The 15,626-nt window shown below is 34.9% G+C and carries 18 protein-coding genes and 1 riboswitch; of the genes, 11 read left to right on the forward strand and 7 right to left on the reverse strand.

From position 1 onward, the window contains the following. Nucleotides 1-93 precede the first annotated feature (93 nt). The 3 genes from CD30_RS00405 to CD30_RS00415 all read left to right on the forward strand — a co-directional run bounded on the left by CD30_RS00405 (nt 94) and on the right by CD30_RS00415 (nt 1,849). The gene (locus tag CD30_RS00405; protein ID WP_036170834.1) at nt 94-852 is read left to right on the forward strand and encodes a YqjF family protein; all 759 of its coding nucleotides are present in this window, start codon (nt 94-96) and stop codon (nt 850-852) included. Between the two features lie 108 nt (nt 853-960). Beyond that, nucleotides 961-1,458: a hypothetical protein gene (locus CD30_RS00410; RefSeq protein WP_036170836.1), complete on the forward strand. Its 498-nt coding sequence runs from the start codon at nt 961-963 to the stop codon at nt 1,456-1,458. 145 nt (nt 1,459-1,603) lie between these two features. Beyond that, nucleotides 1,604-1,849 (forward strand): hypothetical protein, encoded by a 246-nt coding sequence (locus CD30_RS00415; RefSeq protein ID WP_036170838.1) that lies wholly within the window; start codon nt 1,604-1,606, stop codon nt 1,847-1,849. A gap of 71 nt (nt 1,850-1,920) precedes the next feature. On the opposite strand, the gene CD30_RS19975 is transcribed toward CD30_RS00415, so the two are convergent. The 4 genes from CD30_RS19975 to CD30_RS19980 all read right to left on the reverse strand — a co-directional run bounded on the left by CD30_RS19975 (nt 1,921) and on the right by CD30_RS19980 (nt 4,003). Beyond that, on the reverse strand, nt 1,921-2,079 hold the full coding sequence (locus tag CD30_RS19975; RefSeq protein WP_156962290.1) for a hypothetical protein: 159 nt from the start codon (nt 2,077-2,079) through the stop codon (nt 1,921-1,923). 90 nt (nt 2,080-2,169) lie between these two features. Then, on the reverse strand, nt 2,170-3,162 hold the full coding sequence (locus CD30_RS00420; RefSeq protein ID WP_036170841.1) for an NADPH:quinone oxidoreductase family protein: 993 nt from the start codon (nt 3,160-3,162) through the stop codon (nt 2,170-2,172). Between the two features lie 161 nt (nt 3,163-3,323). Further along, a complete protein-coding gene (locus CD30_RS00425) occupies nt 3,324-3,665 on the reverse strand; it encodes a DUF4064 domain-containing protein (RefSeq protein ID WP_036170844.1) in 342 nt (113 codons plus the stop codon). A gap of 197 nt (nt 3,666-3,862) precedes the next feature. Continuing rightward, nucleotides 3,863-4,003: a hypothetical protein gene (locus CD30_RS19980; RefSeq protein ID WP_156962291.1), complete on the reverse strand. Its 141-nt coding sequence runs from the start codon at nt 4,001-4,003 to the stop codon at nt 3,863-3,865. Between the two features lie 147 nt (nt 4,004-4,150). Here CD30_RS19980 and CD30_RS00430 point away from each other — a divergent pair, with 147 nt between their 5' ends. The 5 genes from CD30_RS00430 to CD30_RS20255 all read left to right on the forward strand — a co-directional run bounded on the left by CD30_RS00430 (nt 4,151) and on the right by CD30_RS20255 (nt 8,250). After that, complete coding sequence (locus CD30_RS00430; protein WP_052125991.1) at nt 4,151-5,407, forward strand: serpin family protein; 1,257 nt, start codon at nt 4,151-4,153, stop codon at nt 5,405-5,407. Nucleotides 5,408-5,443: 36 nt separating this feature from the next. After that, nucleotides 5,444-6,691, forward strand: a complete 1,248-nt coding sequence (locus tag CD30_RS00435) for a serpin family protein (protein ID WP_036170847.1) — start codon at nt 5,444-5,446, stop codon at nt 6,689-6,691. Between the two features lie 218 nt (nt 6,692-6,909). Further along, nucleotides 6,910-7,182, forward strand: coding sequence for a DUF1292 domain-containing protein (locus CD30_RS00440; protein WP_036170849.1), 273 nt, complete (start codon nt 6,910-6,912; stop codon nt 7,180-7,182). A 142-nt stretch (nt 7,183-7,324) separates the two neighbouring features. Continuing rightward, a complete protein-coding gene (locus CD30_RS00445) occupies nt 7,325-7,861 on the forward strand; it encodes a D-glycero-alpha-D-manno-heptose-1,7-bisphosphate 7-phosphatase (protein WP_036170853.1) in 537 nt (178 codons plus the stop codon). A 215-nt stretch (nt 7,862-8,076) separates the two neighbouring features. Then, entirely contained in the window at nt 8,077-8,250 is a 174-nt protein-coding gene (locus CD30_RS20255; protein ID WP_088350678.1) for a hypothetical protein, read from the forward strand. Between the two features lie 93 nt (nt 8,251-8,343). Here the strand turns inward: CD30_RS20255 and CD30_RS00450 are convergent, their stop codons facing one another. From CD30_RS00450 to CD30_RS00460, 3 genes are all read right to left on the reverse strand, one after another. Next, on the reverse strand, nt 8,344-8,841 hold the full coding sequence (locus tag CD30_RS00450; RefSeq protein ID WP_036170855.1) for a hypothetical protein: 498 nt from the start codon (nt 8,839-8,841) through the stop codon (nt 8,344-8,346). Nucleotides 8,842-9,037: 196 nt separating this feature from the next. Beyond that, nucleotides 9,038-9,241, reverse strand: a complete 204-nt coding sequence (locus tag CD30_RS00455) for a 2-hydroxymuconate tautomerase family protein (protein WP_036170858.1) — start codon at nt 9,239-9,241, stop codon at nt 9,038-9,040. A 40-nt stretch (nt 9,242-9,281) separates the two neighbouring features. After that, nucleotides 9,282-10,451 (reverse strand): YbfB/YjiJ family MFS transporter, encoded by a 1,170-nt coding sequence (locus CD30_RS00460; protein WP_036170861.1) that lies wholly within the window; start codon nt 10,449-10,451, stop codon nt 9,282-9,284. A gap of 128 nt (nt 10,452-10,579) precedes the next feature. On the opposite strand from CD30_RS00460, the gene CD30_RS00465 reads away from it, so the two are divergent. From CD30_RS00465 to CD30_RS00475, 3 genes are all read left to right on the forward strand, one after another. Continuing rightward, complete coding sequence (locus tag CD30_RS00465; RefSeq protein WP_036170865.1) at nt 10,580-11,458, forward strand: LysR family transcriptional regulator; 879 nt, start codon at nt 10,580-10,582, stop codon at nt 11,456-11,458. A 189-nt stretch (nt 11,459-11,647) separates the two neighbouring features. After that, nucleotides 11,648-13,105: a protein adenylyltransferase SelO gene (locus CD30_RS00470; RefSeq protein ID WP_036170868.1), complete on the forward strand. Its 1,458-nt coding sequence runs from the start codon at nt 11,648-11,650 to the stop codon at nt 13,103-13,105. A 620-nt stretch (nt 13,106-13,725) separates the two neighbouring features. After that, nucleotides 13,726-15,180, forward strand: a complete 1,455-nt coding sequence (locus CD30_RS00475; protein WP_036170871.1) for an Msr family ABC-F type ribosomal protection protein — start codon at nt 13,726-13,728, stop codon at nt 15,178-15,180. A 194-nt stretch (nt 15,181-15,374) separates the two neighbouring features. Continuing rightward, nucleotides 15,375-15,556, forward strand: a riboswitch (cobalamin riboswitch). The last annotated feature ends 70 nt before the right edge of the window (nt 15,557-15,626 follow it).

Below are 15,626 nucleotides of genomic sequence, written 5' to 3' on the forward strand. Positions count from 1 at the left end.
TATTTTTACAAATGTGTAATAGTGGTAATTTTTGAGAAAAATGATAAGGGAAATTCTGAATGAGAGAAATAATCTTGATAATGAGGAGATGCGATGAATGAACATGGAAATATTGAAATACACAAGCCTTACGACAATCAAAAATTAAGAAGAGCTCCTCATTTACCGTGGGTGATGAAGCAAACGTGGAGCGATATTTTATTTGTTCACTATCCTGTAAAAAGGGAGTTATTAGAAAGACTTATACCAAAAGCTTTAACGTTAGATACCTTTGATGGTTATGGATGGGTGACCATTGTGCCATATCTGACAAGTACCATGCGTATGAAAGGGTTACCTGCAATTCCTGGTATGCAGAGTTTTCCTGGGTATAATATCCGAACTTATGTAACATTTAATGGAAAACCAGGTGTTTACTTTTTCGGTCTTACTGCGGCAAATTGGATTAGTGCAAACATGGCAAAAATCTTTTTTAACTTACCCTATTACTATGTAGCTATGAATTTTCGTCGTCAGGGAAATAGAATTGAATTTGGTGGTGAGACAATAGGGGAGGATGCGCTTATTTGTCAGTACAAACCAATAACCGAAAAGTTTCTTGCGAGAAAAGGGTCTTTAGATGAATGGTTGGTAGAGCGCTATTGTTTATATACGACTAATCAGAAAGGAGAACCGCTTCGATGTGATATATTGCATCAGCCTTGGCTATTACAAAAAGCGGAAGCAAGTTTTTTTCATAACGAATTACTATCAAAATATAAAATTTTGCCCGAATCCACTGACCCTATTTTACATTTTTCTAATAAAGTGGTTGTTCGGATTTGGCCCCTCGTTTCTGCAAATAAATATTGATGAAGCATAAAAGGTCATTCTAGTAATAATACTTTCATAAAAAAGCAAACCTTTCTTATTTTAAAACGTATAGTAAAATGAAACTAACTTATTGAATGGGGTGTTATTTTGAAAAAATCTTTCATACTGCTATTATTTGCATTTAGTGTGATTCTAGCAGGTTGTCAAAGTGAAGAAGAAAATTTAGTCGATGAACTTTTTAAAAATGCTGAAGAAATGTTAAATAGTGACGAACTAATTCAAGGTGCTGAGGAATTTATCAATAGTGATGAACTTAAAAATGGTACAGAACAATTTATCAATAGTTTTAATGAAGTAGCAAACCAACTTGGTGAACAGCTAGAGAATGGTCAAAACTTTTTAAATCTATCTGAGACAGAGATTTTTGGGTATGTTGCTACTTACTTGGACGTGCCGTTAGATTATTTAATCATTGATGCCTACCCAAATGGCGATAAAATTAGCATTGAAGTTCGACAAAATAACGAGGCAATGGGTGTAGGTGATCCTAATGTTACACCTCTACTAGGTATGTTTGAAGTCCGAACAGATGGAAAACTTTACGTAATGGATCAGTCATCAGGAGATTACGTACCAGTTAACTAATAGTAGGAAAATGAGCATTCCGTTAAGGAGTGTTCATTTTTTTTCGGAGTTATTAAAATCCTTGTTGCATTTTCGATAGTCAATTGAGTAAATATTCATCTTTTGTCCAAAAATGATAATAAATGAATGCAAAGGAATGAGAAAGATGGCAATGTGTCCTTTATGTAATTCCATTAAAGAATTAGAAGCCTACTGTCCAAAATGTCAAAAAAGATTGGAGGATTCGGGAAAGGTATCCGATTATCTTGATCCCTATGGTCACTACAATGATGAAGAAACGGTGAAAATGGGGGATGGCTACCCATTTACAGCAAAAGATCAAATTTGCCCACATTTAATGGTTTGCACAGATTGTGGGCATGATGAAGTGCGATTTATACAGGAAGAATAGAAGCGAAAAAAATGAGCAACTTTGCAAAAGGTCCCAAACCCATTGCAAAGCTGCCCTGAAATATCACTTAGTTATACCATTTTTGTTTCATTTCTTTTGTTTGTATCAGTTTTTTCTGTTTTCGGCTTTACATGCTGTTTTGCAATTTCGGAATTCATTTGTATTGTAGCTGAACCCAAATTATTATTCATTGCAGCTTCTGCATTAAATTTACCTTCTTCTTTCTTCATACAAATCTCCTCCAATTTTACGTATGATACAACTTATTTTGCTCAAGGAGCTGAATTAAATGTACAAAGAAAAAATTATATGTCTTTTTGCTACAGCTTTACTATAATTCGACCTCTTGCTTTTCCTTCTAATAAAGTAGGAAGTGCATCAGGTAGCTCTTGAAGTGTCACTTCTTGTTGGATAAAATCATCTAAGTTTGTAGGTTTGAAGTCTGTTGAAAGGCGTTCCCATGTTTTTGCACGAGTTTCCATCGGGCAATAGACAGAATCTACACCAAGTAAATCCACACCTCTTAAAATAAATGGAAACACAGTCGTTGGTAGCTTTGTGCCAGCTGTTAATCCACAAGCTGCAACCGCCCCACCATATTGAATTTGACTAATGACAGAAGCAAGTATTTCACCACCAGTTGAATCAACTGCAGCTGCCCATTTTTGTTTACATAATGCTTTTATTTTTCCATCGTAAACGTCTTCGCGTGAAAGGATTTCATTTGCCCCAAGGTTCTTTAAATACTCTGATTCTGAAGCTTTCCCAGTACTTGCTTCAATTTGATAACCACGAGCTGCAAGAATGGAGATGGCAAAGCTACCTACACCACCAGTTGCACCTGTAACTAAAACAGGTCCTTTATCAGGTGTTAATCCATTCTCTTCTAGTCGTTGAACACATAATGCTGCAGTAAAACCAGCAGTACCAATTGTCATTGCTTCTTTTAACGTTAGCCCTTTAGGAAGAGGAACAATCCAATCAGCTTTTACTCTGGCGTATTCACTATAACCTCCAAAATGAGAAACCCCAATTTCATAGCTTGTAGCGATGACCTCATCACCTTCTTTAAAACGAGGATCTTCAGAAGATACGACAACACCAGCTAAATCAATGCCAGGAACAAACGGATAAGACCTTACAATATTTCCATTTGGTATACTAGCTAAACTATCTTTGTAATTAATACCCGAATAGGAAACTTGAATTAACACTTCACCCTCAGGCAAGTCTTGAACTGTTAATGATTGCACCTTTACTGTGAAATTTTCTTCTTCTTTATTTACTACAAGCGCGTTAAAAGTTTGTGACATATTCCATCCCCCCAAAAAATATCTATTCACCTATTTTAATATTACTATATTTGCTCATTTTATAAATATTAATAAGACCTAATCCTTGAAGGGAAAGGGTTTAATAAAAAGGAACAAAAAAGGAAACTCTCTAATGTTCCCGAGTTTCCTTAATTTAAACTTTATGCAAATATGTTTTTCGGTTTTCTTACTAGCGCCATTACACCAGCGATAACGAGTAAAATTGCTGGTATTAGATAAAATAATGAAATACATATAATGCCCCCAACTGCGGCAACAAGCATTAAAATACCGCCAATTTTATCCTTTGTTCGAACTAAAATACAGCCAACAATAGCGATGATAGAGAATAACACAGCGCCCCATCCTAAGCCAGTTACTTCACTTTCACCAGTTGAAGAAAATGCTGCATCAATACCGCCAATAAATAATGCCATAATAGCACCGATAAAGCCGAAGATTCCACCGAGTAATCCGAGTATAAATTCTGGTGTTCGTTTCATATTTTGACTCCTTATGACTAAAGATTTATTTCAGAAAAATGATTTCAAAGGTAGTACTACAATAAATATTTTTCCTCAAAAAGAGAAAAAAATTACTATTTAGTTTTGGTTTCATTGTTAATATTAAGCAATAAAATAAAGCTTCTAAAGTAGGGGAAGCTACTTTAAAAGCCTTTGTCGTTACATATATTTGATAATTATTTTTTATTTTTCTTTTTGTTTTGTTTTGCTAATTCACGAACTTCATTTACATCAAGTTCTTGAGCAATTTCTTGATTTTTAAGGTTGTTGTTGTTGTTGTTGTTTTGGTTATTTTTTAATTTATTTTTCTTTGCCACGAAAGTTTCACCTCCGATTTTTATTGTGTACGGGTTCGGTTTAGATTATCCATGTTTTTTACTCGAGCTAACCTCGGTAAAATTGCTCAACAAAACGTAACTTTTCAACAAATACCAAGTCCAATGTTATAGAGGAGGCTGATTGAATTGAAAAGGTTATTAACGATATTCCTGTTAATTAATTTGTTCATCTTAACAAGCTGTGGTACGGGAAGTTCAAATGAAAGTTTAAAAATCGCGAACGATGTAGAATATGGTAATGAAGACTACCAAACAATCGTGTCTTCGAATAATCAGTTAGGGTTTGAACTAATGGAAGAAGCTGAAAGAGATGATAACGGTAATATATTTATCTCACCAACAAGCTTAGTAATGGCATTATCAATGGTCTATAACGGAGCAGATGGTGTGACAAAAGAGGAAATGGCTAATGTATTACATATTGAAGGGATTGACGCAGAAGAGTTAAACAAAGCAAATGCGTCTCTAATGTCGATATTGTTTCAAAATACAAAGGATGTTCAATTAAATGTAGCTAATTCCATTTGGCTCAATGAACACTACCATTTCCAAGAAGCTTTTGCAGAAAAGAACAAAGATTATTTTAATGCAGAGATTAGGGAAATCAACATATCCGATCCCGAGGCGCCTAACACAATGAATGATTGGGTAAAAAATGCAACAAACGGAAAAATCAATCAAATAGTTGAACCACCTATAAACCCTGATTTAGTTACGATTTTAATCAATGCAATTTATTTTAAAGGGAACTGGACACATCCATTTAATAAAGAGCAAACAGAAAAAAGCATTTTTACTTTAGAAAGCGGCAATACAAAAGAAGTATCCCTCATGAGATTAAATGAAAAATTAGCTTATATGGAAAACGAAATGTTCCAAGCGGTTTCACTCCCATATGGAGACGACCAAAACTTGAGCATGAAAGTTTTTTTACCGAGAGAAAATGTGCCTATTTCACAATTTGAAAAACTTCTCAATAATACGAACTGGGAGAAATGGAAATCGGAATTTAATGAAAAAGAGGGCACTATCCTTCTTCCACGTTTTCAGTTGGAATATGAAGCTTTATTAAATGATACATTGAAAACACTTGGTATGCCGAGCGCTTTTGATAATGCGAATTTCTCGAAAATGATTGAAGAAAAAGTCCCTCTTTGGATAAGTAAAGTAACACAGAAGACATTTATTGATGTAAATGAAGAAGGGACTGAAGCCGCAGCGGCAACCTCTGTTGAAATCGTAACTGAGAGTGCATCGGCTGAAATGCCATTTTATATGGAAGTGAATCGACCTTTCTTCATAGCAATCACAGATGATAAAACAGGAGTTGTTCTATTTATGGGCTCAATTTCGAATCCAATGGAAAAAACGATTACCCAGTGAATTAATGTTAAGGAAATTAGATAGGTGGTGAGTGAATTGAAAAAACTATTAATCATTATGATGATGCTTTCTTTACTCCTTGTTAGTTGTGGAACTACTAGTACTTCAAGCGACAGTCTGAAAATTTCAAGCGATGTGGAATTTGGGAAAGAGGATTACCTTAATATCGTGTCTTCTAATAACGAATTAGGTTTTCAACTTCTAGCAGAAGCTCCTAGGGATAAAGAAGGGAATATCTTTATTTCACCGACAAGTTTATTTATGGCTCTCGCTATGGTCTATAACGGCGCGGACGGAGAAACAAAAGAAGAAATTTCAAATGTTTTAAATGCAAATGGACTTAATGCGGAGGATATAAATAAGGCTAATGCATCATTAATGACCATCTTGAGTGAAAACGCAGAGCAAATTCAACTAAGTATTGCGAATTCCATTTGGTTAAATGAAAGCTATCATTTCCAAGAAGAGTTTGCCTCAACTAGTCGAGATTATTTTAATGCGGAAATCAAAGAAATTATTATAGAGGATGCTCAGTCACCAAAAGTAATCAATGATTGGGTTAATAAAGCAACAAATGGAAAAATAGGAGAGATTGTCGGAGAAGAATTAAATCCTGAATTTGTGACAATGCTCATCAACGCTATTTATTTTTACGGTGGTTGGACATATCCCTTTGAGGCCTCATTGACTAAAGCGCATGAGTTCACTTTGGAAGGTGGCTCTACAAAAGATGTGCCATTAATGGAATTGCATGAACACCTATTTTATATGGAAAATAACCTATTCCAAGCAGTGTCGCTTCCTTATGGACAAAATGAAAATATAAGAATGGAAGTTTTTTTACCAAATGAGAGCATAAGTTTAGGTGAGTTTGAAAAAATGCTCACATATGAAAATTGGCAGGAGTGGCGTGGGAGTTTTGCTGAAACGGAAGGCACCATTTTACTACCGAAATTCAAACTAGAATATGAAGTGGAGCTAAAGGAAACATTAGAATCGTTAGGTATGTCATCAGCATTTAACAAAAATGCGAATTTCTCAAATATGATTCAGGAAGCACAAGAAATAGCGATTAGCAGTGTAAAACAAAAAACATTTATTGATGTAAATGAAGAAGGTACAGAGGCTGCAGCAGTCACTTCTGTAGAAATGGAAACAGCAGCTATGCAACCAATGTACGATCCATTTCATATGGAAGTGAACCGTCCATTTTATATCTTCATTGTAGATGAAAAAACGGATGTAATTTTATTTATGGGGTCCATTACAAACCCGCAAGAGTAAACTTTTATTGCGGTAGATCTTGTAAACAGCCATAATGGAATCTAGACAGATTTTTCAGGAATGTCTTTTTATCTTCGTTGAATGAATCGTAGGATTTATTTTCATACTGAATTCATCGACCAATTAAGGGAAATAAAATAATGTTGGAAAAACTGCATGAACTGTCTATGGATTGGTAAAACAATAATATGTAACTTTTTTAAAGTGAGGTAATAGCAATGGAAGAAATTAAAGTCGGAGAAATATTTACAATTGGCGATGAGGAAAATGAAGAGCATGAAGTTGAAGTGCTAGCGTCTATCAATATTGAAGGTACTCAGTATGTAGCGGTAGGCTTTGTAGAGGACTTGCGAGAAGAAACAGAAGAAGACATCGACGTATTCTTCTTAAAAGTCGATGAAGAAGGCGATTTTGAAGCAATTGAAAGTGACGAAGAATTCGATAAAGTCTCAGCAGCATTTGATGAGGTTTTGGATGACGAGTCCAACTGAGAATTGAAAAAATTAGCTTAGAGCTGTCCCTTAATGAAGGGCGGCTCTTTTTTAAATAAATCGATTATGTTGTACATAGGACCTATTTAAAAGAGAAAAAGTATATGTAATGAAAAGTTGAACTTAAGAAAGGTGAGATACATTGAAAACAGCTGTATTCTTAGATAGAGATGGTGTTATTAATGAGGTGTTAACAAAGCGAGTGAAATTTGTTAATAAACCTCGTGATTTATACTTTTTACCTAAGGTTCCTGAAGCGATTAAGAATTTAAATGAGTACTTTGATTATATATTTGTCGTGACTAACCAAGGTGGAGTCAGTTTAGGCTTTATGCGGGAGAAGCAGCTTCAAAAAATTCATGAGCATATGATGGCAGAGCTAAGAAGGGTGGGTGCTGTAGTTCACGATGTAGCTTATTGCCCTCATAAGCCGAAAGAGGGTTGTTTGTGTAGAAAGCCAAACTCGAAGTTAATCGAGGACTTAGCAAAAAAATATGATGTTGAACTAGAAAAATCCTATATGGTGGGTGATACGGATACAGACATACTAGCTGGGAAAAAGGCAGGGACTAAAACAGTATTTATTGGCGACGATGATGGACTAGCGGATGCTGTTTATCCTGATTTGTACAGTGCGAGTGAATGGATTATTAGGGAAATGAAGAAGGGTGAGCACTAATAAATTGCGGTGAAGTTTTGAAAGACTTCTTTTAATAGGTTTTATTTGAAAGCATGTCGGTATTAAGTTAAAGGGCCAGAGTTAGGGATGGTCGTTAAAAAAGTAATAACAGTTTTGTTCCTACTGCTAAATTACCCTCCAAACCCACTTTGATTTCTTTATTTATGTTAAAATAACTAACAAGTCTTAATAGTAGTATTTCGGAGGTGATTAATTTGTTTATCGGGATTTTGGCCCTTTTAACTATAGTGGTATGGTATATACAAATTAATGAATTAATTAAACCCGAAGAAAAGAAAGACAATAGAAAAGTAATATTATTAACTGCCTTTGGGTGCTTGTTAACAGCATTTTTAACCATTAAACTTTTTCAAATGTTTATCGCTTAAATATTAATCGCGACTACCATTTAAGAAGGAACCTCTTTTGGCTTTAATTTGCTCATATTACGAACAACGTAGTTAATGTACATGAGTGCCTTACTAATTTTTCAAAAGCGAATTAATCTGTTCAATCAACTCACTTTCTGTACTTTCATGTAAATTTTTATACCAATCTATCTCATTATCGGTTAGGTTATCGTTAATGTGCGTCACATACTCATTTACAAACTTTATATCTTTCAAAATGGATGCTACTAAATCTGGCTGCATATCAACCTGTCTGAGTCCGTTTCCAATAGCCTGTAACGTATCACTTAATAATGCTAATCGACTATTAATTCTAGAAATTTCTAAACTTGCATCAAGGTATTTTCCAGAGTATTCATATAACAGCTCGCTTGAAGGATCGCTATTAGATAAAAAAGAATATTTAGTACTGTAATCTGAACTAAGACTCAGAACAGTCCGGAATTCCGTTTTATAAAAATAGCCTAATCTTGATTGTAGTTTCGTTATTTCTGTATGTTGCAGGTAAGATAGGAATACCAAAATAACTAATAATAATGGAAAAATATATTTCTTACAAATTTTTAACATAATTACTCACCAACTACTAATTATGTTTATTTCTTTTTACCAACAATTATATGTTAACACATTTCTAAATAATGTAAAATAAGTGATAATTAGGTTTACTAAAGTTCTAGGCTATTAAAGGCAAAAAAGAGACGGTTGAAAACATTCCGCTCTTTTTACTCGTTAGTATTTCAATTTATGTTAAAACCAACTTGATTTATTGTCCCTTTTTTCTACGAACTGTGATTGATTCTCCAGCAATTCCCCAATTATCCGTATGAACCTCATCAATAACTACTACAGTTGTATTGGGATTTTTATCTAATACATCAACAAGTAGTTGTGTAGCACCTTTAATAAGTGCAGCTTTTTTTTCAGGTGTAACGTTTTCGTTTGTAATTTTAATGTTTACGTATGGCATAATCATTTCCTCATTTCCTTTTTATTGTATAGGTGAAGTTTCAAGATTGGTCTTTTTTGTCAAATCGAATTCCACTAATAAGGAACAGTGCTCCAACAAATACTACACTGGCTGCTCCTATTAAAGCGGCGTTATAACTTTGAGTGAAAGACGTTAAAATTCCAGCGACTGTTGGCCCAATCATTTGGCCAGTTGCATAAATAGCTGTAAGATAACCAATGATTCGACTGCTATTTGTTGGACTCATTTGGCGCACTAATGTTGTAGCAAGTGTGGTAATCCCCATGAATGTTGCTCCAAACAATAATGCACTGATGAATAGGCTCGTTTGAGTAGACCAAAATACAGGTAGGGCAATACCAATGGCTTGTAGAATCATTGATAAAACTAATGATTTTACAAACCCATACTTTTTGGCAAGGGATGACCAAACAAAACAGGAAGGAATTGCCCCAAAGCCAACAACTATCCAAACTAAAGATGAATCAATATGAAAAGTAGATGTGTTTTGGGCAATCGATACGATAAATGTACCTGTTACAATGTAACCTAAACCTTCTAATCCATAGGCAATCATTAACCAAGGAAGCCATTTAACGGGTGGCACTGGTAGTTCATTTACAGGATTTTTCTTATTTACTTCAGTACTTATAGAATCATTTAGCCATCTCCATACAAATACTGATAAAAGTGTGCTAACAATAGCTAGTCCTATCCATACACCTTCCCAGCCGAATGAACTGTTTAAACTCGGTATGAAAAATGTTGAAAAAAAGATGCCAAGTCCGACCCCTGAATAAAAGAAGCCTGACCAATTTGTTTTACCAGCCCTAGCTAGTCTATCCAGTACAATACTAGAAGCTAAAACAAAAATGAATGCACTTACTACTCCTGAAACTAATCGAAGTATAAGCATTAAAATGTACGAGTGAGAAAGCCCCATTGCGAACGTAGTAATCACACTAACAATGAGACTAACTCTTAAATAATGGGTTTTATGTTTATTTAACGGAAGAGCCCCTGCTAATATTGCTCCAGCTAAATATCCAGCATAATTGCTTGAAGCAAGAAAACCTGCTAATGCGTCAGTAAAGGAAAGCGCATTTTGCATAAGTGGCAGAATAGGTGTATAAGCGAATCTTCCAATCCCCATTGCAATCATTAGTGAAAAAATGCCACCGACCAATAATAAAACAGGCTGTTTATTCAATAGTTCACCCCCTTTAAAAACTATAATTTTTATTTCTATAATTATCTTATCTGTTTTTTGATATATGGTATAATACGTAAAATTGATATAAGGGTATCGCTTATTTATATATCAAGAGGGGGATGACGATGGATTTACAATCATTAAGATTTTTTCAAGCTGTTGCAAAGTTAGGTAGTATCTCAAAAGCAGCCAAAGAGTTAAACTATGCACAATCTAATCTCACATCAAAAATACAACAATTGGAAACAAGTCTTCAGACAACGTTATTCTATCGACATAATAAAGGGGTAACTCTTACTGATAAAGGTGAAATATTACTATCTTATACGGAGGAAATATTTCAACTTCTTAACAAGGTAAGAGAAGTAATAAATGATGATCAAGCACCAAAAGGTCCTTTAGTAATAGGATCAATGGAAACTACTGCTGCGGTTCGTTTACCGGCATTGCTTTCAAAATTCCATCGTGAATATCCTGCAGTAGACCTTACATTAAGAACGGGCCCAACTGAACAAAATGTTCAAGGTGTTTTACAATATGAATTAGATGGAGCTTTTGTTGCAGGTCCTATCGAGCATCCTGAGCTTGCTTATAAGACAGTAATTGAAGAGGAGCTAGTACTTATAACAGATATGCACCATCAATCGTTAAATTCTTTAAAGGAAATTCAAAATCGAACGATATTAGTATTCCGTAGTGGGTGCTCATATCGGGCTAGATTTGAAGCATGGTTGAAAGAAGAAGGGGTAATACCAGAAAAAATAATGGAGTTTGGAACACTTGATGGAATTATCGGCTGCGTTTCAGCGGGATTGGGTATAAGTTTACTTCCACGTAGTGTAGTAGTCAAACAGATAGAAGAAGGGGCGCTTATATGGCATTCTATTCCTGAGCGTTTTGGAAAAGTTCAAACAATCTTTATCCATCGTAAAGATAGATATATGTCTACTACGCTTGAGAAGTTTACTGAAATGTTGAACAAAGAAGCTACAATCTTAGTCTAGGGTGATGAAAAATTTTCCTTAAGTTAACAGGGAATTTCGCATAACATAAAGAATAGACCTTATAAGCTGGTAAATTAAACAATTCATCATTTTTCAATGAAGTAAAAGTATAATCAACATTATGAAGTAGAAAATAAGCTTATTAAGTACATGTTGATTACGTCATATATCAAAGAAAAGAGGTTTCGTATGACAAAAAAATTTAATTGGAATTTTGATAATAGCTATGCACGTCTACCGGAATCTTTTTATACAAGGATAAACCCTACACCTGTTTCGTCTCCTACATTAGTTGTCTTAAATGAGAAATTAGCTGAATCACTGGGATTAAGTGCAGAAGCGCTAAATCGTGATGAGAGTGCAGCGATATTGTCAGGAAACAGTATTCCAGATGGTGCTGAACCAATTGCACAAAGCTATGCGGGACATCAATTCGGTCATTTTACAATGCTGGGAGATGGTCGTGCAGTTTTACTTGGAGAGCAAGTCACACCAGAGGGAGAACGATTTGATATTCAATTAAAAGGTGCTGGAAGAACTCCTTATTCAAGAGGGGGAGATGGGCGGGCGGCACTTGGGCCCATGCTGAGAGAATATATTATTAGTGAAGCTATGGATGCATTAGGTATTCCCACTACTCGAAGTTTAGCTGTCGTCTCAACAGGTGAACAAATTATGCGTGAAACGGATTTGCCAGGTGCCATTCTTACACGAGTGGCAGCAAGTCATATTCGAGTCGGTACTTTCCAATATGCTGCAAAGTGGGGGACTTTTGAGGAGCTTCAAACACTTGCAGAATATACGATTGTAAGACATTATCCAGATATTGAATATGATGATACGAGATATGGAAATTTCCTTCATGCAGTAGTAGAACGTCAGGCAGAGTTAATTGCAAAATGGATGCTAGTAGGCTTTATTCACGGTGTGATGAATACAGACAATATGACGATTAGCGGCGAAACGATTGATTATGGTCCGTGTGCATTTATGGATACCTATGACCGAAAAACAGTGTTTAGTTCTATAGATACCCATGGTCGATACGCTTATGGTAATCAACCACAGATTGGGGTTTGGAATTTAGCGCGCTTTGCGGAATGTTTAATCCCACTCATTGATAAAGATGAAGAAAAATCTGTTGAACTAGCTCAAAGTATCCTTGGAGAGTTTTCAAAAATTTATAATGAAAAATGGCTATCAGGAATGCGAGCAAAACTCGGGCTATTTAGTGAAGAAGAACAAGATGAAGCGCTTATTTACGAATTACTAGATTTAATGGAAAAGTATCGCGCAGATTACACAAATACATTTCGTGCATTGACGATAAACAAACTAGAAAACATGGCGTTATTCGAATCAAATGAATTCCAAGAATGGGATGGAAAATGGCAAGCTAGGCTAAATCACCAAAAACAATCAAAAACTGAAGTGTTGGAATTAATGAAGGTAAGCAATCCATCAGTTATTCCGCGCAACCATCGTGTTGAAGAAGCACTAGAAGCTGCTGAAAAAGGGGACCTTAGTGTTATGGAGAAGCTGTTAAAGGTTCTAGCAGATCCTTATGCTTACGTACCAGAACAAGAAGACTATTGTTCCTTACCAGAACCAACAGATAGACCATATAGAACGTTTTGTGGAACATAATAAAGAAATGAGCGAAGGGGCTTAGCCATCGCCAGTTAAGAAAGTAGATAAACTCTAATAGTAGTCAGAGTTTATCTACTTTCTTTTTAATAACATATTGGTACAAGTCGAATATTTGACTTTTTTTATTTAATATGATAGATTAACCTCGTAATTTATTTCATATCTTAGGAGGATTATTAAAAAATGACTGCTTCAATGAGACTTCGTTTCCCAGCTTTAAACTAATAACTGAATATAGTTTAAAGACTCTGTATATGTTACAGAGTAAATGGGAGTAGTCTGTCCTTTTTTAATCATCTTCATTGTTCATAAAGCAAATAGTCAATGTAGAGAAAGGTGGATATAATCTGCCTTTCTTTCATTTTGACTTAAATAAGGCAAACGTCAGAAAAAAGTAGTACAGCTTAATAAAAGCTAATTAAATGAAAATATAAGGACTCACCTCAATTCCCTTTACTCGAAATCACAGTTATACAGACTGTGATTTTTTATTTTTATAAAGTTAGGAGGAAAAGCTATGTATTTACCATTGTTCTTCTAATACGAGCTTGGTTATATAACAAGCTCGTATCGATCCTAGCTATCGATACGAAATGATTATTTCGGAGGTAGCAAAAATGGAACAAACATGTTTTGAATTAGAAAATATTGAAGTGAATTATTTAGATAAGGAAATATTGAAAATTGATAGACTTGCTGTTCACCAATTTGACCGTATTGGGATTGTGGGGAAAAATGGTGCTGGAAAAAGTACATTGTTAAAACTATTAGCTGGTAAAATGGAGCCAACCAGTGGCATTGTGAAAAGACATGTTGCAAGTGGCTATTTTGAACAACTTGAAGCACCTACGTCCTTTGAAGCAGATGCGGCATTCATAGGGAAGCTGGCCATCCCAAAGGATTCGGAAATTTTAAGTGGTGGCGAACAGACAAGACTTAAGCTAGCACAAACTTTTTCTCATTATTACGAAGCATACTTATTCGACGAACCCACGACACATCTTGATCAAGACGGGATTTCTTTTTTAATAGAAGAGTTAAGATATTATTATGGCGCTCTCGTCATCATTAGTCATGATCGTGATGTGCTTGATGAACTAGTGACAACTATCTGGGAAGTTCGTGATGGTCAAGTACATGTTTATTCGGGGAATTATAGTGACTATCTTACACAAAAACAATTAGAACGAGAACAACAAAGTTTAGCACACGAACAATATTTAAAAGAAAAAAGTAGACTTGAAAAAGCTGCACAGGAAAAAATGAAAAAGGCTGAAAAAATAGCCCAAGCAAACAACATGTCGAAAAAAGAATCGAAAGCAAAAGCAAATCGCATGTTTGAAACAAAATCAAAAGCTTCGAGTCAAAAAGCTGTGCATAAAGCTGCAAAAGCAATCGAGCAACGAGTGGAAAAACTTGAAGTCGTAGAGGCAGTACAAGAGGAAAGGCAAATCGTATTTCGTCAATCAAAAGCTGTAGAATTACACAACAAGTTTCCTATTATGGCGAACCGTCTCACACTCAGAATTGCTAATAAAATTTTATTAGAAGAGGTCAGCTTTCAACTTCCATTAGGTAAAAAAATCGCCATTTCAGGACCAAATGGAAGTGGGAAAAGTACACTGCTTCAATATATAGTTAATCAGGGAGAAGGATTAACGATCTCTCCTAAAGTGAAAATTGGGTATTTTCATCAAATGAGCTACCAATTTACATCAGATGAAACGGTCTTACAATTTATAAAAAATCGTTCTGACTATGATGAAGGTTTTTTAAGAAGTATTCTTCATTTAATGCAATTTGATGGAACAGACCTAATAAAAACTGTAAAATCCCTTAGTGGAGGAGAAGCTATTCGACTGCATTTATGCCAATTGTTTCTCGGGGAATATAATATTTTGATACTGGATGAACCGACAAATTTCTTAGATATTCATGCTATTGAAGCTTTAGAAAAATTTATTAAAGGTTATGAAGGGACAGTTATTTTTGTCTCACATGACAAAACATTTGTTAAAAATGTAGCAGATTTGAAATTTCATATAAAAGAGAATAAATTAATACAGATTTAGTGTTAATCCTAGTACCTAACACATAATTGTTTATTATTTGTGTGTTGGGTATTTTTATAGGTTTATATCATTAAAATATCAAAACTTAACCAAACTAGATTCTTATCTACTAGATTAATTTGAATAAAAAGTAACACGTTAATAGATTTACTCTAATGTGAGATTATGGTACACTTAGTAACGAAAACAATATATTGTATTAGTTTTATGAAGGTACTACTATATGTAGTTTAAAAGGGAAGTTTGGTGAGATCCCAACGCTGTCCCCGCAACTGTAAAGCTGACGAAGATTCAAATCCACTGTGTGACTTTCACATGGGAAGGGAATCGGAGGTTGAAGCAAAGCCAGGAGACCTGCCTTATAAAGCCGATCAATCATTTCTTCGGGGATTGAGGAATGGAGATGTTCCGTTTATCAATTTCTGAACGTTTCCAAGCTATCTCTT

This window comes from Ureibacillus massiliensis 4400831 = CIP 108448 = CCUG 49529 (assembly GCF_000772965.1).
GTDB lineage: Bacteria > Bacillota > Bacilli > Bacillales_A > Planococcaceae > Ureibacillus > Ureibacillus massiliensis.

Bases quoted from the DNA above. Each gene is read 5' to 3' on its own strand.
- CD30_RS00440 (WP_036170849.1), top strand. From the start codon at position 6,910: ATGGAAGAAATTAAAGTCGGAGAAATATTTACAATTGGCGATGAGGAA.
- CD30_RS00420 (WP_036170841.1), bottom strand. From the start codon at position 3,162: ATGTCACAAACTTTTAACGCGCTTGTAGTAAATAAAGAAGAAGAAAAT.
- CD30_RS00450 (WP_036170855.1), bottom strand. From the start codon at position 8,841: ATGTTAAAAATTTGTAAGAAATATATTTTTCCATTATTATTAGTTATT.
- CD30_RS00415 (WP_036170838.1), top strand. From the start codon at position 1,604: ATGGCAATGTGTCCTTTATGTAATTCCATTAAAGAATTAGAAGCCTAC.
- CD30_RS00405 (WP_036170834.1), top strand. From the start codon at position 94: ATGAATGAACATGGAAATATTGAAATACACAAGCCTTACGACAATCAA.
- CD30_RS19975 (WP_156962290.1), bottom strand. From the start codon at position 2,079: ATGAAGAAAGAAGAAGGTAAATTTAATGCAGAAGCTGCAATGAATAAT.
- CD30_RS00475 (WP_036170871.1), top strand. From the start codon at position 13,726: ATGGAACAAACATGTTTTGAATTAGAAAATATTGAAGTGAATTATTTA.
- CD30_RS00470 (WP_036170868.1), top strand. From the start codon at position 11,648: ATGACAAAAAAATTTAATTGGAATTTTGATAATAGCTATGCACGTCTA.
- CD30_RS00465 (WP_036170865.1), top strand. From the start codon at position 10,580: ATGGATTTACAATCATTAAGATTTTTTCAAGCTGTTGCAAAGTTAGGT.
- CD30_RS00455 (WP_036170858.1), bottom strand. From the start codon at position 9,241: ATGCCATACGTAAACATTAAAATTACAAACGAAAACGTTACACCTGAA.
- CD30_RS00425 (WP_036170844.1), bottom strand. From the start codon at position 3,665: ATGAAACGAACACCAGAATTTATACTCGGATTACTCGGTGGAATCTTC.